This is a genomic window from Pseudomonas protegens CHA0 (assembly GCF_000397205.1).
Lineage (GTDB): Bacteria > Pseudomonadota > Gammaproteobacteria > Pseudomonadales > Pseudomonadaceae > Aquipseudomonas > Aquipseudomonas protegens.
The window spans coordinates 624,570-644,936 of record NC_021237.1; the positions used below are offsets into that span (position 1 = coordinate 624,570).

18 protein-coding genes and 1 riboswitch are annotated in these 20,367 nt (G+C 64.1%); of the genes, 13 read left to right on the plus strand and 5 right to left on the minus strand.

Going from position 1 to position 20,367, the window contains the following annotated elements:
- Positions 1–4: 4 nt before the first annotated feature.
- The 3 genes from PFLCHA0_RS02695 to PFLCHA0_RS02705 form a co-directional block, all read right to left on the minus strand.
- A complete protein-coding gene (locus PFLCHA0_RS02695; RefSeq protein WP_015633920.1) occupies positions 5–817 on the minus strand; it encodes an aldo/keto reductase in 813 nt (270 codons plus the stop codon).
- The gene (locus PFLCHA0_RS02700; protein WP_015633921.1) at positions 814–1,989 is read right to left on the minus strand and encodes an NAD(P)/FAD-dependent oxidoreductase; all 1,176 of its coding nucleotides are present in this window, start codon (positions 1,987–1,989) and stop codon (positions 814–816) included. The genes PFLCHA0_RS02695 and PFLCHA0_RS02700 overlap by 4 nt, the downstream gene beginning before the upstream one ends.
- Before the next feature lie 110 nt (positions 1,990–2,099).
- Positions 2,100–2,432, minus strand: coding sequence for a DMT family transporter (locus PFLCHA0_RS02705; protein ID WP_011058907.1), 333 nt, complete (start codon positions 2,430–2,432; stop codon positions 2,100–2,102).
- Positions 2,433–2,542: 110 nt separating this feature from the next.
- Between PFLCHA0_RS02705 and PFLCHA0_RS02710 the strand changes: the two genes are divergently transcribed.
- Positions 2,543–3,427 carry a LysR family transcriptional regulator gene (locus PFLCHA0_RS02710; protein WP_015633922.1) on the plus strand — a complete coding sequence of 295 codons (885 nt, stop codon included), beginning with the start codon at positions 2,543–2,545 and terminating at the stop codon, positions 3,425–3,427.
- 22 nt (positions 3,428–3,449) lie between these two features.
- Positions 3,450–4,730, plus strand: coding sequence for a lipid IV(A) 3-deoxy-D-manno-octulosonic acid transferase (gene waaA, locus PFLCHA0_RS02715; protein WP_011058909.1), 1,281 nt, complete (start codon positions 3,450–3,452; stop codon positions 4,728–4,730).
- Between the two features lie 100 nt (positions 4,731–4,830).
- Here the strand turns inward: waaA and PFLCHA0_RS02720 are convergent, their stop codons facing one another.
- On the minus strand, positions 4,831–6,261 hold the full coding sequence (locus PFLCHA0_RS02720) for a TolC family outer membrane protein (protein ID WP_011058910.1): 1,431 nt from the start codon (positions 6,259–6,261) through the stop codon (positions 4,831–4,833).
- A 197-nt stretch (positions 6,262–6,458) separates the two neighbouring features.
- Positions 6,459–6,563: riboswitch (TPP riboswitch) on the plus strand.
- 163 nt (positions 6,564–6,726) lie between these two features.
- Between PFLCHA0_RS02720 and thiC the strand changes: the two genes are divergently transcribed.
- The gene (gene thiC, locus PFLCHA0_RS02725; RefSeq protein ID WP_015633923.1) at positions 6,727–8,616 is read left to right on the plus strand and encodes a phosphomethylpyrimidine synthase ThiC; all 1,890 of its coding nucleotides are present in this window, start codon (positions 6,727–6,729) and stop codon (positions 8,614–8,616) included.
- Positions 8,617–8,729: 113 nt separating this feature from the next.
- The gene (cytX, locus tag PFLCHA0_RS02730) at positions 8,730–10,022 is read left to right on the plus strand and encodes a putative hydroxymethylpyrimidine transporter CytX (RefSeq protein ID WP_015633924.1); all 1,293 of its coding nucleotides are present in this window, start codon (positions 8,730–8,732) and stop codon (positions 10,020–10,022) included.
- On the opposite strand, the gene PFLCHA0_RS02735 is transcribed toward cytX, so the two are convergent.
- A complete protein-coding gene (locus PFLCHA0_RS02735; RefSeq protein ID WP_015633925.1) occupies positions 9,991–10,737 on the minus strand; it encodes an RsiV family protein in 747 nt (248 codons plus the stop codon). The two genes, cytX and PFLCHA0_RS02735, sit on opposite strands and share 32 nt — an antisense overlap.
- Before the next feature lie 224 nt (positions 10,738–10,961).
- Here PFLCHA0_RS02735 and PFLCHA0_RS02740 point away from each other — a divergent pair, with 224 nt between their 5' ends.
- From PFLCHA0_RS02740 to PFLCHA0_RS02780, 9 genes are all read left to right on the plus strand, one after another.
- Positions 10,962–11,579, plus strand: coding sequence for an NUDIX domain-containing protein (locus PFLCHA0_RS02740; protein WP_011058914.1), 618 nt, complete (start codon positions 10,962–10,964; stop codon positions 11,577–11,579).
- Complete coding sequence (locus PFLCHA0_RS02745; RefSeq protein WP_011058915.1) at positions 11,570–12,022, plus strand: DUF1249 domain-containing protein; 453 nt, start codon at positions 11,570–11,572, stop codon at positions 12,020–12,022. Before PFLCHA0_RS02740 ends, PFLCHA0_RS02745 begins: the two co-directional genes overlap by 10 nt.
- A 99-nt stretch (positions 12,023–12,121) precedes the next feature.
- Positions 12,122–12,937: a 3',5'-cyclic-AMP phosphodiesterase gene (cpdA, locus tag PFLCHA0_RS02750; RefSeq protein ID WP_015633926.1), complete on the plus strand. Its 816-nt coding sequence runs from the start codon at positions 12,122–12,124 to the stop codon at positions 12,935–12,937.
- Between the two features lie 67 nt (positions 12,938–13,004).
- The gene (locus PFLCHA0_RS02755) at positions 13,005–13,613 is read left to right on the plus strand and encodes a YqiA/YcfP family alpha/beta fold hydrolase (RefSeq protein WP_015633927.1); all 609 of its coding nucleotides are present in this window, start codon (positions 13,005–13,007) and stop codon (positions 13,611–13,613) included.
- 42 nt (positions 13,614–13,655) lie between these two features.
- Positions 13,656–15,560, plus strand: coding sequence for a DNA topoisomerase IV subunit B (parE, locus tag PFLCHA0_RS02760; protein ID WP_011058918.1), 1,905 nt, complete (start codon positions 13,656–13,658; stop codon positions 15,558–15,560).
- A complete protein-coding gene (locus PFLCHA0_RS02765) occupies positions 15,560–16,543 on the plus strand; it encodes an esterase-like activity of phytase family protein (RefSeq protein ID WP_015633928.1) in 984 nt (327 codons plus the stop codon). Before parE ends, PFLCHA0_RS02765 begins: the two co-directional genes overlap by 1 nt.
- Complete coding sequence (locus PFLCHA0_RS02770) at positions 16,540–17,061, plus strand: retropepsin-like aspartic protease family protein (RefSeq protein ID WP_011058920.1); 522 nt, start codon at positions 16,540–16,542, stop codon at positions 17,059–17,061. Before PFLCHA0_RS02765 ends, PFLCHA0_RS02770 begins: the two co-directional genes overlap by 4 nt.
- 7 nt (positions 17,062–17,068) lie before the next feature.
- The gene (gene parC / locus PFLCHA0_RS02775; RefSeq protein ID WP_011058921.1) at positions 17,069–19,327 is read left to right on the plus strand and encodes a DNA topoisomerase IV subunit A; all 2,259 of its coding nucleotides are present in this window, start codon (positions 17,069–17,071) and stop codon (positions 19,325–19,327) included.
- A 179-nt stretch (positions 19,328–19,506) separates the two neighbouring features.
- Positions 19,507–20,217 (plus strand): PqiC family protein, encoded by a 711-nt coding sequence (locus PFLCHA0_RS02780; RefSeq protein WP_041115443.1) that lies wholly within the window; start codon positions 19,507–19,509, stop codon positions 20,215–20,217.
- Positions 20,218–20,367: the final 150 nt, after the last annotated feature.

The following is a 20,367-nucleotide window of genomic DNA, read 5'->3' on the forward strand; positions in this document are numbered from 1 at the left end:
GGCATCAGTTCTTGCCAAGGACCTGCGCCACAGTCGACACGTTATGGGCCAGGTGCAAGGGATTGATGGTCCCGACAATAGCACTGGCGACACCGGGCCGGTCAAACAGCAGCTCGAAGCTGGCCCGCACGGGATCGATGCCCGGGCTCAGGCAGACGTGGCCGCTGGCAAGCGCCTTTTTCACCAGGATGCCCTTGTGGTGAGCGGTAGCGTAGTCAATGACTGCCCGCTCGGCCTGTTCGTTCAGATTGTAGGTAACCATGGCGCAATCGCCTTGCTCCAGGGCCTTCAGGCCGCCGTCTACGGTCTTGCCGGAGAAGCCGAAGCCACGGATCTTGCCCTCCTGCTTGAGCTGCGCCAGGGCCTGGTAGACCTCGCACTGCTCGAGGATCGCCAGGTCGTTGCCGTCGGAATGCACCAGCACCAGGTCGATGAAGTCGGTTTCCAGGCGTTGCAGGCTGCGCTCCACGGACATCCGGGTATGGGCCGCGCTGAAATCGTGCCGCGACAGGCCATCGGCGAACTCTTCGCCGACCTTGCTGACAATCACCCATTCCTGGCGCTGGCCGCGCAGTAGCGGGCCCAGGCGCTCTTCGCTGCGGCCGTAGGCCGGAGCGGTGTCGATCAGGTTGATGCCCAGATCGCGGGTCAGCTTGAGCAGCATGCGGGCCTCCTGGTCGTCGGGGATCTGGAAGCCGTTGGGGTATTTCACGCCCTGGTCGCGGCCCAGTTTCACCGTGCCCAGACCCAGGGGCGACACCAGCAGGCCGGTGCTGCCCAAGGGGCGATGCAGATCGTGCAGGGTTGGCTGGCTCATGGCAGCAGTTGCTCCCAGGCTGGTTGCGCCAGGGGCGGCTTGGGCAGTTCGGGCAGGGCCTGGGCGGCGGCGGGGCGAATGCCGTCGCGCTCCAGGGCAGCCAGGACCCGGTCGGCGAAGTCCGGTGCCAGGGCCAGCTTGGTCGGCCAGCCCACCAGCAGGCGATCCTGCTCGGCGAGGAAGGCGTTGTCCGGGCGGGCCAGGCCCGACTGTGCCGGTTCGGCGCGGTCGACCCGCAGGGTGGCCCATTGCGCCTGGCTCAGGTCGATCCAGGGCAGCAGTTGCCCCAGTTCCTTCTGGGCTGCGGCAATCTGCGCTGCCGGTTCCCGGGCCACGCCCTCGGCTTCGGCGATATCGCCCCCCAGGTACCAGACCCACTGGCCGTCGGCGGCCGGGTGAGTGGTGACGGTGATCCGTGGTTTTGGCCCGCCGCCCAGGCAGTGGGCGTACAGCGGTTTCAGGCTCGGGCCCTTGACCAGCACCATGTGCAATGGTCGCCTTTGCATGGCGGGCTGGCTCAGGCCGGCCGCTTGCAGCAGCTCGGCGTTGCCGGCTCCGGCGCTGAGAACAATGCGTTGCGCGCGGATTTCCCGGCCGTCGACCCGCAGGCCCAGCAGTTGGCCGTTCTCCAGCAGGGGCTCGATCTTCTGCCCGGCCAGCAGGCTGTCTCCCGCCAGGTGCGCGAGGCGCTCGATCAGGCTCGGCACATCCACTACCAGTTCGGCGAGGCGGTAAACCTTGCCCTTGAAACGCTTGTCCTGCAGGGCCGGGGGCAGTTGCTCGCCCTTGACCTGATCGACCCGCCCGCGTACCGCCTTGCTGGCGAAGAAGCTGGTGAGGTTGCCGGCCAGGGTGCCGGGGGACCAGAGGTAGTGGGCCTCGGACAGCAGGCGCACGCCGGACAGGTCCAGCTCGCCATTGCCCGCCAGGGCTTCGCGCCAGCGCCGTGGCATGTCGGCAATGGCCTCGGAGGCGCCAGTGAGGGCGCCGTGCAGGGCGTATTTGGCGCCGCCGTGGATGATCCCCTGGGATTTCACGCTCTGTCCGCCGCCGAGGCTGGCGCTTTCCACCAGCACGGTGGAAAAACCCAGGCGTTGCAGGCGAGCGTTGAGCCAGAGACCGGCGACGCCTGCGCCGACAATCAGCACATCGGTGGAAATAGCGGATGGCATGCAGCGACCTCGGTAAGTAAAACGAAGCCGCAAGTTTCAAGCCTCAGGCCTCAAGCTGCAAGCTTGGCGCTCACTCTGGCCGCTTGAGGCGTGTGGCGTGAGGCTGCTTTCTAGTGCCCGGCGGTTTTCGAGAACAACTGGATCACCACCACGCCGAGGACGATCAGCGCCATGCCCAGCATCGCCGGGATATCCAGCTTCTGGCCGTACAGAAACAGTGCGGCGATGCTCACCATGACGATGCCCATGCCGGCCCATACCGCGTAGGCCACGCCCACCGGCACCGTACGCACCACCAGGGTCAGCATCCAGAAGGCCACGCCGTAGCCGACGATGATCAATGCCAGGGGCAGCGGAGTGCTCAGGCCCTTGACCGCTTTCATTGAAACAGTGGCGATCACTTCCGCGCAGATGGCGATAGCCAGGTAGTAGTAAGCGTTCATGGGAGGGTTCCTCGGGGCTGGGACTGCTTTATGAGGTCGGCATTCTAGAGAAAGTTCAGATGGGGTAAAGTCATTACCTATCTGGATGATAGATAGGTTGTGCCATGAACATGCAATGGAACCTGGAGCAGTTGCGCCTGTTTGTCGGGGTCGCCGAACTGCGTTCGTTTTCTGCCGTGGCCCGCCAGCAGCGCAAGGCGCAATCGGCCATCAGCAGTGCCATCGCCCAGCTGGAGGATGACCTGGGAGTCAGCCTGTTCGAACGCAGCAGTGGCCGCCAGCCAAGGCTGACGGAGGCGGGCAGCGCACTGTTGCAGGAAGCGCGGGAGATCCTGCGCCAGTGCGACCGCCTCAATGGCCGGGCGCTGGCCTTGATGCGCGGCCAGGAAGCGCGGTTGCGCCTGGCCCAGGACGAGGCGATGCCCTATCAGCCGGTGCTCGACAGCCTGGAGGCCCTGGCGGAACACTTTCCCAGCCTGGAGGTGCAACTGGCCAGCGGGGCCCAGGGCGACGTAGCGCGCAAACTGGTGGAGCGCCGGGCCGACCTGGGGTTGCTGTTTCACCATGAGCAGATGCCGGAAACTTTGGAGCGCCGGGCCCTGGGCAGTGTGGAGATGGTCACTGTCTGCGCCGTGGGGCATCCGCTGGCCCATGAAAAAAGGGTCAACCGCCAGTTGCTGGCGCTACACCGGCAGTTGCTCATCGCTCCGCAAGCCAGTGGCTACCCCGGTGGTGAGCAGGTCAGCCCCCAGGTCTGGCGGGCTGACAGCTTCTACGTCCTGGCCGAATGGCTGATGCGCGGGCTGGGCTGGGCCTGGCTGCCACGGCATGTGGTGCAGTACCCGGCCTATCAGAACCAGATGGTGGAGCTGGCCAGCCAATGGACGCCCCCGGCACTGGTGGTGGAGCTGGCCTGGCGCCGTGACGAGCCTCTGGGCCCCGCGGCGCACTGGCTGGCAGAACGTTTTGCCGTGCACCTGAAGGCGATCGGCTAAAAAACCGATAAACTCCGCCGCCATGAATAGAACTCTCTATACCGCATTGTTTTACCTGGGGCTGCCGTTGGTAGCGATCCGCCTGTGGCTGCGCTCGCGCAAGGCGCCGGCTTATGCCAAGCGCATTGGCGAGCGTTTCTCTCTCGGCTTGCCGAGCATGCAACCCGGTGGCATCTGGGTGCATGCGGTGTCGGTGGGCGAGAGCATCGCTGCCGCGCCGATGATCCGGGCGCTGCTGGCGCGTTATCCACAGCTGCCGATTACCGTGACCTGCATGACTCCCACCGGCTCCGAGCGCATCCACGCGCTGTTTGCCAACGAGCCGCGGATCCAGCACTGCTACCTGCCCTACGACTTGCCTTGCGCCGCGGCGCGGTTTCTCGATCGGGTGCAGCCCAAGCTGGCAGTGATCATGGAAACCGAACTGTGGCCCAACCATATCGACCAGTGTGCCCGGCGCGGGATTCCGGTAGCCCTGGCCAATGCCCGGTTGTCCGAGCGTTCGGCCAAGGGCTATGGGCGTTTTGCTCGGCTGACCGCACCGATGCTGGCGCAGATGAGCCTGTTCGCGGTGCAGACCGAAGCCGAGGCCCAGCGTTTCCTCCGGCTTGGGGCCCGCCCAGAGACTGTGCAAGTGACCGGATCGATCAAGTTCGACCTGAGCATCGACCCGCAGTTGCTGCAGCGGGCCACTGAGCTGCGCCAGCAATGGCAGGCCATGGAGCGCCCGGTGTGGATCGCCGCCAGTACCCACGAGGGCGAAGACGCGGTGGTGCTCGATGCCCACCGGCAACTGCTGGGCAATTACCCCAATGCCTTGCTGATCCTGGTGCCGCGGCACCCGGAGCGCTTCGACTCGGTGCATGAGCTGTGCCGGCAGCAGGGTTTTGCCACGGTGCGCCGTTCTGCAGCCGAGCCGGTGCTTGCCACCACCTCGGTACTGCTGGGGGACACCATGGGCGAATTGCTGTTCCTCTATGCCCTGGCCGACAGCGCCTTTGTCGGCGGCAGCCTGGTGCCCAACGGTGGGCACAACCTGCTGGAGCCGGCAGCCCTGGCCAAGCCGGTGATCAGCGGGCCGCATCTGTTCAATTTCCTGGAAATCGCCGCGATGCTGCGTGAGGCCGGAGCCTTGCAGGAAGTGGACGATGCCGAGGGGCTCGCGGTGGCGGTGCAGCGTCTGTTCGAGCTACCCCAGGATGCGCGCAAGATGGCCGACGCCGGGCTCAAGGTGCTCAAGGCCAACCAGGGCGCCTTGCAACGGCTGCTCGATGGCCTTGGCCGCCTCCTGGGCAGGCACTGATCGTCGCCTTCGGTAGCCGCTGTCGCATGGCCGTAAAAGGCCGTTACACCGCCATGAAAAAGGCCACCCGCAAAGGTGGCCTTTTTCATGCTTGCGACCTTCAGGGGCGGGCCCTGAGCTGCTCCTGGGCGGCCTTGGCCAGATCTGGCGGCAGGAAGTCGCGATCCGGGTTGTAGTCGGCCTTGAGATAGCGCGACAGGTCCTGCAGGTCCCCCGGGTTGAGGGTGCCGGCCGCCTGTTTCAGGCGCAGGTTGTCGAGGATGTAGTCGTAGCGGCTGTTGTTGTAGTTGCGCACCGAGGTGTACAGCTGGCGCTGGGCGTCGAGCACATCGACGATATTGCGCGTGCCCACCTGGTAGCCGATCTCCGTGGCCTCCACTGCGCTCTGGTTGGAAATGATCGACTGGCGCCGGGCCTGGACCTGCTCGACATCGGTGTTCACCGCGCGGTGCAGGTTGCGGGTGTTTTCCACCACCTGGCGGCGCAGGGATTCACGCTGTTGCTCGGTCTGGCTCAGGCGCGAGTAGGATTCACGCACCTGGGAGCTGGTCAGGCCGCCGCTGTAGATCGGAATGTTCAGTTGCAGGCCGATGGAGCGCTGTTCGACGTCGCTGCCGTAGCGGGTCAGCGGGTTGGGGTTGCTGAAGCCCAAAGCGTCGTTGTCGCCTTTCTTGTACTGCGCCACTGCGTCCAGGGTCGGGGCATGCCCGGCCTTGCGCTGCTTGAGGGTTTCCTCGGCGGCGCTGACTGCGTAGTTGCTGGCCAGCAGGTTGAGGTTCTGCTTGGCGGCGGTGTCCACCCAGGCCTTGGCGTCGTTGGGGGTCGGCGCCAGCACTGGCAGGGTATGGACGATGCCCTGGATCGAGTTGTACTCGCGGTTGGTCAGGGTGATCAGGGCCTCGAAGGCATCATCCACCTGGCGCTGGGCAAGGATCCGGTTGGCCCGGGCGGTATCGTAGCTGGCCTGGGATTGCAGGACGTCGGTCTTGTCCGACAGGCCCACGTCGAAGCGTTCGTTGGATTGGTCCAGCTGACGCTTGAAGGCCGCTTCCTCGGCCTTGGTCGAGGCCAGGTTGTCCTGGGCGCGCAACACCGCGAAGTAGTTCTCCGCGCTCTGCAGGATCAGGTTCTGCTCGGTGGCCGAGAGTTGCAGGGAAGCCTGTTCGTTGATGTCCTTGGCCGCCTGCAGCTGGAACCAGCGGTCGGCCCGGAACAGTGGCTGGGCCAGGGTCGCCTGGTAGACGTTGCCGCTGCGGGTAGAGGTCATCGACGGTTCGTCGAACTTGGTGCGGGTGTTGTTCATGTCCGCGCCGGCCGAAAGGTTAGGCAGCAACCCGGCACGAGCCTGGGGCACCACTTCCTTCTGGGCACCGTACTGGGCGCGCGCAGCGGCCAGATCGGCGTTGTTGTCCACCGCTTCCTGGTAGACGCTGACCAGATCGGTCTTGGTGGTCAAAGGCGCTTCTGCTGCCCAGGCCATTCCATTGGACGCACAAGACACGGCAACAGCCAGTGAGAGTTTGCGCAGCATTCGGCGATCCCTAGAGTTGATATTACGGAGATAATCCAGGCGCCAAGGCTAAGGCGCGACCCACAGAGCGTCAAGGTTCGACACAGGGCAACGAGTGTAGATGCGCTGGGGGGTGGCAACAATCCTGCAATTACGCCATTCATCATGCTGATCGTACGGGGGGTTGGCGTTCTGCTGTGGCTTTGTCTAGACTGGCCCGGTTCTTGTCGGGGTGCCTTGCTATGAGGCTGAGATCGGATAATCCGGATCCCGTTGAACCTGATCAGGTTAGCGCCTGCGTAGGGAACAAGATTTCTCGTCACCCGGCGAGTCCTCTTGTGCTTCGTCCGGGATGTTGTTCGACAATCGAACACCCCTCGAGTACCAAGCACTGCACTCACTAGTTGCTTAGACAGGGTGCGTCCGTCCGTTACAGGTTCGCTCCGACAAAAATCCACTGCCTGGATGCTGTCTGGAGAGCCCGTGATGACTACAAAATTAAAAAACGCTAGCAACCTCAGTGAGTCGGCCCAAGTCGACCAACAATCGGTTCAGCCCTTTACCCGCTCGCAAAAAGTCTATGTCCAGGGTTCGCGCCCGGACATCCGCGTGCCCATGCGCGAAATCACCCTGGATGTGACCCCCACCGACTTCGGCGGCGAGATCAACGCCCCGGTGACCGTGTACGACACCTCCGGCCCCTACACCGATCCGAACGTGGTGATCGATGTGCGCAAGGGCCTGGGCGATGTGCGTTCGGCCTGGATCGAAGACCGTGGCGACACCGAGCGCCTGGCCGGCCTGAGCTCCAACTTCGGCCAGCAGCGCCTGGCCGACCCGGAGCTGACCAAGCTGCGCTTCGCCCACGTCAACAACCCGCGCCGGGCCAAGGCCGGGGCCAACGTCAGCCAGATGCACTACGCGCGCAAAGGCATCATCACCGCCGAGATGGAATACGTCGCCATCCGCGAAAACATGAAGCTGCAAGAGGCCCGTGCCGCCGGCTTGCTGAAGCAGCAACACGCCGGCCACAGCTTCGGCGCCAGCATCCCCAAGGAAATCACCGCCGAGTTCGTGCGTGAGGAAATCGCCCGTGGCCGCGCGATCATCCCGGCCAACATCAACCACGTCGAACTGGAACCGATGATCATCGGCCGCAACTTCCTGGTGAAGATCAACGGCAACATCGGCAACAGTGCCCTGGGTTCCTCCATCGAGGAAGAAGTGGCGAAACTGACCTGGGGCATCCGCTGGGGTTCGGACACGGTGATGGACCTGTCCACCGGCAAGCACATCCATGAAACCCGCGAGTGGATCATCCGCAACTCGCCGGTGCCGATCGGTACCGTACCGATCTACCAGGCCCTGGAAAAGGTCAACGGCGTGGCCGAGGACCTGACCTGGGAGCTGTTCCGCGACACCCTGATCGAGCAGGCCGAGCAGGGCGTGGACTACTTCACCATCCACGCAGGCGTCTTGCTGCGTTACGTGCCGCTGACCGCCAAGCGGGTCACCGGCATCGTGTCCCGGGGTGGCTCGATCATGGCCAAGTGGTGCCTGGCGCACCACAAGGAGAACTTCCTCTACACCCACTTCGACGAAATCTGCGAAATCATGAAGGCCTACGACGTCAGCTTCTCCCTGGGAGATGGACTGCGCCCGGGGTCGATTGCCGACGCCAACGACGAAGCCCAGTTCGGCGAACTGGAAACCCTCGGCGAGCTGACCAAGATCGCCTGGAAGCATGACGTGCAGTGCATGATCGAAGGCCCGGGCCACGTGCCGATGCAGTTGATCAAGGAGAACATGGACAAGCAGCTGGAGTGCTGCGACGAGGCGCCGTTCTACACCCTCGGCCCGCTGACTACCGACATTGCCCCCGGCTACGACCACATCACCTCCGGTATCGGTGCGGCGATGATCGGCTGGTTCGGCTGCGCCATGCTCTGCTACGTCACGCCCAAGGAACACCTGGGCCTGCCGAACAAGGATGACGTGAAGACCGGGATCATCACCTACAAGATCGCCGCGCATGCTGCGGATCTGGCGAAAGGTCATCCGGGCGCGCAGATCCGCGACAACGCCTTGTCCAAGGCGCGTTTCGAGTTCCGCTGGGAAGACCAGTTCAACCTCGGCCTGGACCCGGACACCGCCCGCTCGTACCACGACGAGACCCTGCCCAAGGATTCGGCCAAGGTCGCGCATTTCTGCTCCATGTGCGGGCCGAAGTTCTGCTCGATGAAGATCACCCAGGAAGTGCGTGAGTACGCAGCCAACCAGCGTATCGAAGCGGTGGATGTGGATGTCGCCAAGGGCCTGGCGGAACAGGCCGAGCGCTTCAAGCAGGAAGGCAGCCAGCTGTACAAGAAAGTCTGACCCCTCTGTGCAGGAGCGGGCTTGCCCGCGAACCAGGCGCCGCGCTCTCGACAAGGTGGCGCTTTCGCCGGCAATCCGGCTCCTGCAGACCCTATTCCTTCGAGATATCAACCTTGAGCAGTCCAATCAGTACCTACTCTCCCGATCTCGCGGTACCGGCCGACAAGCGCGTGTTTGGCGCCCGCGATCTGTTTTCCCTGTGGTTTTCCCTCGGTATCGGCCTGATGGTGCTGCAGACCGGCGCCTTGCTGGCGCCAGGCCTGGGGCTGGCCCATTCGCTGCTGGCGATCCTGCTCGGCACCGCGGTCGGCGTTCTGCTGCTGGCGGCGGTGGGGGTGATCGGCAGCGACACCGGCCTGTCGTCCATGGCTGCGCTCAAGCTCAGCCTGGGCCGGCGCGGTGCCAGCCTGCCGGCACTGTTGAACCTCTTACAACTGGTGGGCTGGGGCTCGTTTGAAATCATCGTCATGCGCGATGCCGCGAGCCTCCTGGGCAGCCGGGCCTTCAGCGAAGGCAGCTTGCTGGCCAACCCGTTGCTCTGGACCCTGTTTTTCGGTGCCCTGGCCACCTTGCTGGCGGTCAGCGGGCCCTTGACCTTCGTCCGGCAGATCCTGCGCAAATGGGGGATCTGGTTATTGTTGGCCGCCTGCCTGTGGCTGACCTGGAACCTCTTCGCCCGAGCCGACCTGGCGGCGCTCTGGGCCCAGGCCGGGGACGGCTCGATGCCGTTCGCCGTGGGCTTCGATATCGCCATCGCCATGCCCTTGTCCTGGTTGCCGCTGATCGCCGACTACTCGCGGTTCGGCAAGCACGCCAAGAGCGTATTCGGCGGCACGGCCCTGGGCTTTTTCATCGGCAATTTCTGGTTGATGAGCCTGGGCGTCGCCTACACCCTGGCCTTCGCTCCCAGTGGTGAAGTGAATGCCTTGCTGCTGGCGCTGGCCGGGGCCGGGCTGGGGATTCCGTTGCTGCTGATTCTGCTGGACGAGTCGGAGAATGCCTTTGCCGATATCCATTCGGCGGCGGTTTCCAGCGGCATCCTGCTGCGCCTCAAGGTCGAGCACCTGGCGCTGGCCATAGGCGTGCTCTGCACCCTGATCGCCTGCCTGGCGCCGTTGGCCCAGTACCAGAACTTCCTGTTGCTGATCGGCTCGGTATTCGCGCCGCTGTTTGGCGTGGTGCTGGTGGATCACTTCATCCTGCGTCGGCGCTCGGGGCAGAACCCGGCGTCAGCCTTGCGCTGGCCGGCGCTGCTGGCCTGGCTGGGTGGGGTGAGCACCTATCATCTGTTGGCCAATCTGTACCCGGATATCGGCGCAACCCTGCCGTCACTGGTGCTGGCAGGGCTGCTGCAATGGCTGTTGGGCCGGGCTTTCAGTTACCGCCAGGAAACAGCTCGGGCTTGAGCACGCCCTTGAGGCGGTCGTAAGGGATCTGCAGTTCGATGTGGCCCAAAACCTGCGGCGCGATGGTGGTGACGTCGTACTTGAGGGTCACGGCGTTACGGGTCAGCGCTACGTTCTGGGTCTTCTGGAAGGGCCAGGTCTTCACGAACTCGGCCTCGCGATCCAGGTGAGTGCTGATCAGCCAGTTGTTGTGGGCGACCCGCGCGGCCTTCCAGAACATCTCTTCCTGGCCGGGCAGGAGCATGTCCGCCAGGTTCAGGGCCTTGTGCTGCTGGCGTGAGTAGTTGACGAAGCCACGGCCCGGGGTGCCGTTGGCGGCGCCGGTGTCCAGGTAACTGGCCAGTTCGATGATCACCAGGCCGTCATGCTGCTCGCGTAGCTTGGATTGCAGGTACATGCCGTGGCGGTCCGGCGCGCTGCGCAGGAACTGCTCGCGATAGGCCGCAAGGCTGGCCGGCAGCGCAGCATCGGGGCTGGTGCGGGTCATTTGCAGCAGGCGCTTTTCAATGATGGCATCCAGCTTCGGTTCGGCGGGGAAGTGCACGGTGTCGAGGTTGACCAGCGGGCAGTCGGCGCCGCTGCAACCGGGCTTGAGTTGTTCGGACTTGTCCCGGGTGGTTTCCAGCGGGGTCATGTAGCTGGGTTGAAACAGGCTTTGGCAGGCACCCAGGGTCAGGGCGATACAGGCCACGGAGGCGATTTTGACAAGCGACATGGGCGTCCTTCATAAACCAGGGGGAGGCAAAAGTTACCGGCTTCGACTGCCTGCGAGGCAGTCGGTTCGCCACTAAGCTCAATAGAGGCAATTAGAGTAGGTTTAGCCCCTCGCCGTCTATCCCGCTGAGGGTAAAGGGGCTGCATGATCAGCTGCGAGCGCGTTAGGATGGCGCGAAGTCGAGGGGGATCCTCGGATTGAACATGCTGTACACGAGGATTGTTATGACTGACTTTGCCAACTCCACGCCGAGTGCCGTCGAGATCATCCGGCGCGAAAACTGTTTCCAGGGTTTCTACCGGCTCGATCGCCTGCAACTGCGTCATGAGCTGTTCGCCGGTGGCATGGGGCGTGAAATCAATCGTGAAGTCTTTGTCCGTCACGATGCGGTCTGCGTACTGCCGTACGACCCGCAGCGCGATGAGGTGGTGCTGATCGAACAGTTCCGCGTCGGTGCCATGGGCAAGACGGCTTCGCCCTGGCTGGTGGAACTGGTGGCCGGGCTGATCGACAAGGACGAGCAGCCGGAACAGGTTGCCCGCCGCGAGGCGCAGGAGGAAGCTGGCCTGGACATCTCGGCGCTGTGGCCGATGACCCAGTACTTCCCGTCGCCCGGTGGCAGCACCGAATTCGTCCATCTGTACCTGGGGCGTTGCGACAGCAGCGCCGCCGGTGGGCTGCATGGGCTGGAGGAAGAGGCGGAAGACATTCGGGTGTGCGTGATGGCCTACGAGGATGCCTTGCAGGCCATGCGCGACGGGCGGATTTGCAATGCCGCCAGCATCATTGCCTTGCAGTGGCTGGCGCTCAATCGCGCGGAAGTGAGGGGGTTATGGTCGTAAACAAGGTACGCGACCGCTATCGGGTGGATCTCGCGGGGCTGCAAGCTTCCTGCGAGGCCAACTACGCCCGGCTGATGCGACTGCTGCCCGACATGCGCAACCAGCCCGTGGCCCGGCGCATCGCCGTGACCCAGGGCGACCAGATGCTCGGCGTACTGGCCCTGGAGGTGGTACTGGCCTGCCCGTATACCACCACCTTGCAGGTGCGCCAGGAGCACAGCCTGCCCTGGCTGCCTGTGCCGCAGCTGGAAGTGCAGGTCTACCACGACGCGCGCATGGCGGAAGTCATCAGTGCCGAACATGCCCGGCGTTTTCGCAGCATCTATCCCTATCCCAATGCCTTCATGCACCAGCCTGATGAAAAGGCCCAGCTGAACGTGTTCCTCGGCGAGTGGCTGAGCCACTGCCTGGCCTGCGGCCACGAGTTCGAAGCCGTGCGCTAGATGTGAACTGGGTCCGCTTCCCAGGTTTCCTCTTTTTCACTTCCCCCAGCATAATTGCCCCCTTCTTCACGCTTTGTGATCTTGCTCCGGGAGAACGCCGTGCCAAGCGTATCCGCACTGACTGCCGCCGACCCCGTGTTGCTGGTGCAACTGTCCGATAGCCATCTGTTTGCCGAGACGGACGGCACGCTCTTGGGCATGAACACCGCCGACAGCCTGCAACGGGTCATCGACCTGGTGCTGGCGCAGCAGCCAAGGATCGACCTGATGCTGGCCACCGGCGACCTGTCCCAGGACGGCACGCTGGAGTCCTATCAACGCTTTCGCCAACTGACCCGGCAGATTGCCGCCCCAGGCCGCTGGCTGCCGGGCAACCACGACGAACCGCAGGTCATGGAGCAGGCCGCCAGCGGCAGTGACTTGCTGGACCCGGTGGTGGACATCGGCAACTGGCGCATCACCCTGCTGGACTCGGCGGTGCCGGGTTCGGTACCGGGTTATCTGCAGGATGAGCAGTTGCAACTGCTGACCCGCTCCCTGCGCGAAGCACCAGAGCGGCACCACCTGGTCTGCCTGCATCACCATCCGGTGTCCATCGATTGCGCCTGGATGGAGCCCATCGGCCTGCGCAATGCCCAGGCGCTGTTTGCCGTGATCGACGCTTTCCCCCAGGTGCGCGCCGTGCTCTGGGGGCATGTTCACCAGGAGATCGATCGCCTGCGGGGCGACGTGCGGCTATTGGCCTCACCTTCCACCTGCATCCAGTTCGAGCCCTTGAGCGAAGACTTCAAGGTCGAGGAGCAGGTGCCGGGCTACCGTTGGTTGCGGCTGCTGCCCGATGGACGGCTGGAAACCGGCGTGCAGCGGGTCGAAGGCTATGAATTCACCATCGACTACGGTAGCGAAGGCTACTGAAGCGGCTGCGTAACCTGGCCCCATCCCTGTAAACTGCGGCTTTTGCCCAGGTGCACAGGGAGCTCGCATGTCCGGTTCGATCCTCTATATCCACGGCTTCAACAGTGCTCCGGCATCGACCAAGGCCTCCCAGTTGCGCCAGGTCATGGAGCAGCTCGGCCTGGCCGGGCAACTGCGGGTGCCGGCCCTGCATCACCATCCGCGCCAGGCCATTGGCCAGCTGGAACAGGCGATTGCCGAACTCGGTCGTCCATTGCTGGTCGGCAGCTCGCTCGGCGGCTACTATGCGACTCACCTTGCCGAGCGCTATGGTCTGAAGGCCCTGCTGATCAACCCTGCTGTCAGCCCGCACCGGATGTTCGACGGTTATCTGGGCACGCAGAAGAACCTGTACACCGACGAGACCTGGGAGCTGACCCACGACCATGTCGCGGCCCTGGCAGCGCTGGAAGTGGCGCCGCCCCAGGACCCTGAGCGTTATCAGGTGTGGTTGCAGACCGGGGACGAGACGCTGGACTATCGCAGCGCCGAGCGCTACTACCGCGCCTGCGCCTTGCGCATACAGGCCGGCGGCGATCATAGTTTCCAAGGTTTTGCCGGACAATTGCCGGCGATGTTGAATTTTGCCGGCATCACTGCCGATCAGTACCAGGCGATCGACTTCACTGCACTGTGAGCCTTCGCCCCATATTCATTGAACGACTAACGACGAGAACCCATGGCCACTCCCAGCGCTAGCTCTTATAACGCAGACGCCATCGAAGTCCTCTCGGGACTCGACCCGGTGCGCAAACGCCCGGGCATGTACACCGACACCACGCGGCCCAACCATTTGGCCCAGGAAGTCATCGACAACAGCGTCGACGAAGCCCTGGCCGGCCATGCGAAGTCGATACAGGTCATCCTGCACGCCGACCATTCCCTGGAAGTGTCCGACGACGGCCGCGGCATGCCCGTGGACATCCACCCGGAAGAAGGCGTGTCCGGGATCGAGCTGATCCTCACCAAGCTCCACGCCGGCGGCAAGTTCTCTAACAAGAACTACCAGTTCTCCGGCGGTCTGCACGGGGTGGGCATCTCCGTGGTCAACGCCTTGTCGAACCAGGTGCGGGTGCGGGTCAAGCGCGACGGCAACGAATACCAGATGACTTTCGCCGACGGCTACAAGGCCACCGAGCTGGAAGTGGTCGGCACCGTGGGCAAGCGCAACACCGGCACCAGCGTGTACTTCGCTCCGGACCCAAAATACTTCGACTCGCCGAAATTCTCCGTCAGCCGTCTCAAGCACGTGCTCAAGGCCAAGGCCGTACTCTGCCCGGGGCTGCTGGTGAGCTTCGAGGACAAGTCCAGCGGCGAGAAGGTCGAGTGGCACTACGAAGATGGCCTGCGCTCCTACCTGGTGGATGCGGTCAGTGAATTCGAACGCCTTCCGGCCGAGCCGTTCTGCGGCAGCCTGGCAGGGAACAAGGAAGCGGTGGACTGGGCCCTGTTGTGGCTGCCCGAAGGCGGCGACAGCGTCCAGGAAAGCTACGTCAACTTGATCCCCACGGCCCAGGGCGGCACCCATGTCAACGGCCTGCGCCAGGGCCTGCTGGATGCCATGCGCGAGTTCTGCGAGTTCCGCAACCTGTTGCCCCGCGGCCTGAAGCTGGCCCCGGAAGACGTCTGGGAGCGCATTGCCTTTGTCCTGTCGATGAAAATGCAGGACGCGCAGTTCTCCGGCCAGACCAAGGAGCGCCTGTCATCCCGCGAGGCGGCGGCGTTCGTTTCCGGTGTGGTCAAGGACGCCTTCAGCCTGTGGCTCAACGCCAACCCCGAGCTGGGCATGCAACTGGCGGAGCTGGCCATCAGCAACGCCGGGCGCCGCTTGAAGGCCAGCAAGAAGGTCGAGCGCAAGCGCATTACCCAGGGCCCGGCACTGCCAGGCAAGCTGGCGGACTGCGCCGGCCAGGACCCGATGCGCTCCGAGCTGTTCCTGGTGGAGGGTGACTCCGCCGGCGGTTCGGCCAAGCAGGCGCGGGACAAGGAGTTCCAGGCGATCCTGCCGTTGCGCGGCAAGATCCTCAACACCTGGGAAGTGGACGGCAGCGAGGTCCTGGCCAGCCAGGAAGTGCACAACATCGCCGTGGCCATCGGGGTCGATCCGGGCGCCGAGGACATGAGCCAGCTGCGCTACGGCAAGATCTGCATCCTCGCCGACGCCGACTCCGACGGCTTGCACATCGCTACCTTGCTGTGTGCCTTGTTCGTCCAGCATTTCCGTCCGCTGGTGGATGCCGGTCACGTCTACGTGGCCATGCCGCCGCTGTACCGCATCGACCTGGGCAAGGAGATCTACTACGCCCTGGATGAAGCCGAGCGCGACGGCATTCTCGACCGCCTGGTGGCCGAGAAGAAACGCGGCAAGCCACAGGTCACCCGATTCAAGGGGTTGGGTGAAATGAACCCGCCGCAACTGCGCGAGACCACCATGGACCCGAACACCCGGCGCCTGGTGCAGTTGACCCTGGACGACGTCGAGGCCACCGCGGAAATCATGGACATGCTGCTGGCCAAGAAGCGCGCCGGTGATCGCAAGTCCTGGCTGGAGTCCAAGGGCAACCTGGCCGAGGTGCTGGCCTGATGCACAGAGGTTTTGCCCTGGCCCTGGCGCTATTGGCAACCTCGGTGGTGGCCGCGCCGGCGCCCGAACTGAAACTGCTGTCCGAGCATCCTGTGCAAGGCATGCGCGGCGGCAATCTGTCCGGGCTGGCGCTGTGTGGTCAGGAGCTTTGGACCGTCTCCGATCGCGACGACGAGCAGATCTACAGGCTCGATACCCGGAACACTGTCTGGCAGGCCGAGACCGTCGGGATCGAGGTGCCTGCGTTGCCGGATTCCGGCTTGCCCTGGGGCTTGAAGGTGCGGACCTGGGCGGCGTCCTTCGTGCGTGGCGGCGACCTGGATTTCGAGGGCATCACCTGTGATGCCGCCGGCAACAAATATGTGGTCAGCGAAGCCCATGCCGCGGTGCTGCAGGTTCCGGCGCAAGGCGCGCCGGCCTGGTTGAAGATTTCCCCGATCATGGTGCGCGAAGCCCGTGCCAGCGGCATGCTGCTGCACTTCAATGCCCTGTTCGAAGGGCTGGCGGTCAACTCTGCCGGGGATCGGATCTGGCTGGCGGCGGAACGCGAGCGGCGCGGGCTGCTGTTGATCAAGCGTGGCCAGACCACCTGGGACTGCGATGGCGGTTGCGTGCTGCTTAGTGAAGCAGGGGCGCTAATGCAGCCTGAGCAGATGCCCAACGCCAAGGCCGTATCCCGTGACTTTGCCGACCTGTCGCTGTTCGACGGCAAGCTGTTCACCCTGGAGCGCAACGCCTATCAGATCTGTCGCCGGGACGCGCTGAGCGCCAAGGTCGAGCAGTGCTGGTCGTATGCTGGCGAAGCACTGGTGGAGCATCGGCGTTATCCACAGCCCTACGGGTTGGCGGAAGCCCTGGTGGTGGACGCCAAGGGCGCCTGGATTGGCCTGGACAACAACAACGGTGCTCGCGCCGACGGCGAGGCCCGACCGATCGTCTGGCGTTTTGCAGCTCCCGAAGGCGGCTGGAGTGCCAAGCCGTGAGCCAGCAACCGGGCAAGAGTGCCGGGCGGGTGATGCTGATCATGGCCTGGGCGGCGGCGCTGTTCCTGGCCACGCGGTTCTTTGCCGACTGGGAAGCGCACCAGGAGAACCCCAACACTGTCGTCAGTTCGCAACAACATGAGGGTTACATCGAAGTGCAACTGGCGGGCAATCGCCAGGGGCATTTCGTCGCCAGCGGCCATATCAACGGGCGGCCGGTGCAATTCATGCTCGACACCGGGGCCACCGACGTCTCGGTACCTGCGGATCTCGCTGAACGTCTGGGCCTGGAGCGCGGTGCGCCGGTCACCCTGAGCACGGCCAATGGGCGCAGCGAAGGTTATCGGACCCGTATCGAACTCCTGCAGCTGGGGGATATCGTGCTGCGGGACGTGGCCGCGCTGGTGGCGCCGGGGCTCGACGGCGACCAGGTTCTGCTGGGCATGAGCGCTTTGAAAAAACTTGAATTTACTCAGCGCGGCGGCAGCATGCTGCTGCGCCAGACTACGAACCAATGAGGCCCGCATGAGCGACTCCCTTGATCTCAGCCTGGATGGCGTAGAACGCCGGTCACTGGCTGACTTCACCGAAAATGCCTACCTCAACTACTCCATGTACGTGATCATGGACCGTGCTCTGCCGCATATCGGCGACGGCCTGAAACCGGTACAGCGGCGTATCGTCTACGCCATGAGTGAGCTGGGGCTGGATGCCGATTCCAAGCACAAGAAATCCGCGCGTACCGTGGGTGACGTGCTCGGCAAGTTCCACCCGCACGGCGATTCGGCCTGCTATGAGGCCATGGTGCTGATGGCCCAGCCTTTCAGTTACCGCTACACGCTGGTGGACGGCCAGGGCAACTGGGGTGCGCCGGACGATCCCAAGTCCTTCGCTGCCATGCGTTACACCGAGGCGCGCCTGTCACGCTATTCCGAAGTGCTGCTCAGCGAACTGGGCCAGGGCACTGCGGACTGGGGGCCGAACTTCGACGGCACGCTGCAGGAGCCGCTGGTACTGCCGGCACGCCTGCCGAACATCCTGCTCAACGGCACCACCGGCATCGCCGTGGGCATGGCCACCGACGTGCCCCCGCACAACCTGCGGGAAGTGGCTTCGGCCTGCGTGCGCCTGCTGGATGAGCCCAAGGCCACGGTCGAGCAGCTCTGCGAGCATATCCAGGGGCCGGACTACCCCACCGAAGCCGAGATCATCACCCCGCGTGCCGACCTGCTGAAGATCTACGAAACCGGCCGTGGCTCGGTGCGCATGCGCGCCGTGTACCGGGTCGAGGACGGCGACATCATCGTCACCGCGCTGCCGCACCAGGTCTCCGGGGCCAAGGTGCTGGAACAGATCGCCGGCCAGATGCAGGCCAAGAAGCTGCCGATGGTGGCCGACCTGCGTGACGAGTCGGACCATGAAAACCCGTGCCGCATCGTGATCATCCCACGCTCCAACCGGGTCGACGCCGATGAGTTGATGCAGCACCTGTTCGCCACCACCGAGCTGGAATCCACCTACCGGGTCAACATCAACATCATTGGCCTGGACGGCAAGCCGCAGTTGAAGAACCTGCGGGCCCTGCTGGTGGAGTGGCTGGAGTTCCGGGTCACCACCGTGCGTCGCCGGCTGCAGTTCCGCCTGGACAAGGTCGAGCGTCGCCTGCATCTGTTGGACGGTTTGCTGATTGCCTACCTCAACCTGGATGAAGTGATCCACATCATCCGTACCGAGGAGCATCCACGGGCCAAGCTGATCGAGCGTTTCGCCCTGAGCGAAATCCAGGCCGACTACATCCTCGACACGCGCCTGCGCCAATTGGCGCGTCTGGAAGAGATGAAGCTGCGGGCCGAACAGGATGAGTTGCTCAAGGAGCAGGCCAAGCTGCAAGCCTTGCTCAACAGCGAAGCCAAACTGAAGAAGCTGGTGCGCACCGAGTTGCTGCAAGACGCAGAAACCTACGGCGATGACCGTCGTTCGCCGATCGTCGCCCGGGCCGAGGCCAAGGCGCTGTCGGAAAACGAGCTGATGCCTACCGAGCCGGTGACTATCGTTCTGTCGGAAAAAGGCTGGGTGCGTTGCGCCAAGGGGCATGATATTGACGCCACTGGTCTGTCCTACAAGGCCGGCGATGGCTACAAGACCGCTGCGCCCGGGCGTTCCAACCAGTTCGCGGTGTTCATCGACTCCACCGGGCGCAGTTACTCGGTGGCGGCCCATACGCTGCCATCGGCCCGGGGTCAGGGCGAGCCGCTGACCGGCCGTCTGACGCCGCCGCCGGGTGCGACGTTCGAATGCGTGCTGCTGCCGGATGACGATGCCTTGTATGTGATCGCTTCTGACGCCGGCTACGGCTTCGTGGTCAAGGGCGAGGACCTGCAGGCCAAGAACAAGGCGGGCAAGGCGCTGTTGAGCCTGCCGAACAATGCCAAGGTGCTGGCGCCGCGGCCAGTGGCCGATCGCGAACAGAACTGGCTGGCTTCGGTGACCACCGAAGGGCGCTTGCTGGTGTTCAAGATCAGCGACCTGCCGCAGCTGGGCAAGGGCAAGGGCAACAAGATCATCGGCATTCCCGGTGAGCGCGTGGCCAGCCGCGAAGAGTACGTCACCGATATCGCGGTGCTGCCGGACGGCGCGACCCTGGTGCTGCAGGCTGGCAAGCGCACCTTGTCGCTGAAGGCTGACGATCTGGAGCACTACAAAGGTGAGCGCGGGCGCCGTGGCAACAAACTGCCTCGCGGCTTCCAGCGGGTGGATGCGTTGTTGGTAGAGCCTCTCAGTTAAGGGCGGGCTAGAGCGTTCGATCTGCGATTTAAGCGCAGGATCGACGCTACAACACTGGAGTCAGGGCGCATATTCACGGATGATATGCGCTTTCAAACGCTGGCGTGGCCGGGCGTTATTCAGGTTTTTTTGAGTATTTACACTGTGGCTAGCCTTGTGGCCGCCACCTGGATGGGATGATGACTGCTCTGCGCCTTCCTCTTGTTTTCTTGCTCGCCGGCGTTCTTGGCCTGGCGGGTTGCAGCGTACACCAGCCGGTGTCGCTGTATCAGCTGGACAGCGGAAGTCCAGCTCAGCCGGCCAGTGCCGGCATGTCGGTATTGCTTGGGCCGGTGCTGATCGCCGACTACCTGCAACGTGAAACCCTCCTGCAGCGTCAGGATGATGGCAGCCTGCAGGCCTCCACTGATGGTCGCTGGGCCGGCAGCCTGTCTTCGGACATCGACCAGTTGCTGTTGCGCCAGGTGGCCGGTCATCTCGACAGCCAGCGGGTTGTATTGGCTCCGGCCACCAGCGGCTTCACTCCGGATGTCCAGGTGCTGCTGTCGATCACTCGCCTGGATTCAGGCAAGTCGCAGCCGGCGGTGCTGGATGCGCAATGGCGCCTGATCGACCGTCGTGGCCAGGTGCGGGACAACCGCATCGTTCATCTGCAGGAGCAGCACGCGGGAACCACGGCGTCCCAGGTCCAGGCCCAGGGCGTGCTGTTGCAGCGTCTGGCGGAACAGTTGTCGGGTGCCCTCAAGCCTCTGGCCAATCAGCCGGCGGTGGCGGAGGTGCCACGCAAGGCGGCCCCGGCTCCTGCGCCCAAGCCTGCCGGGCAGGAAAAGCAACCGAAGATCCCGATGGCCACGCCGATCCGCACGGATATGGAAGTGTTCAGGTTCTGAGTTGACACGCCGCGAGACAAGGCCCGCCCAACAGCGGGCCTTGTCGTTTCTGGCTCTGGCCAACGCAATCTCCTGTAGCCGCTGCCGAAGGCTGCGAGCAGGCCGCAGGCACGCAGCGATATCACCAGCGTTGAAGCCCCTGCGGGGCTT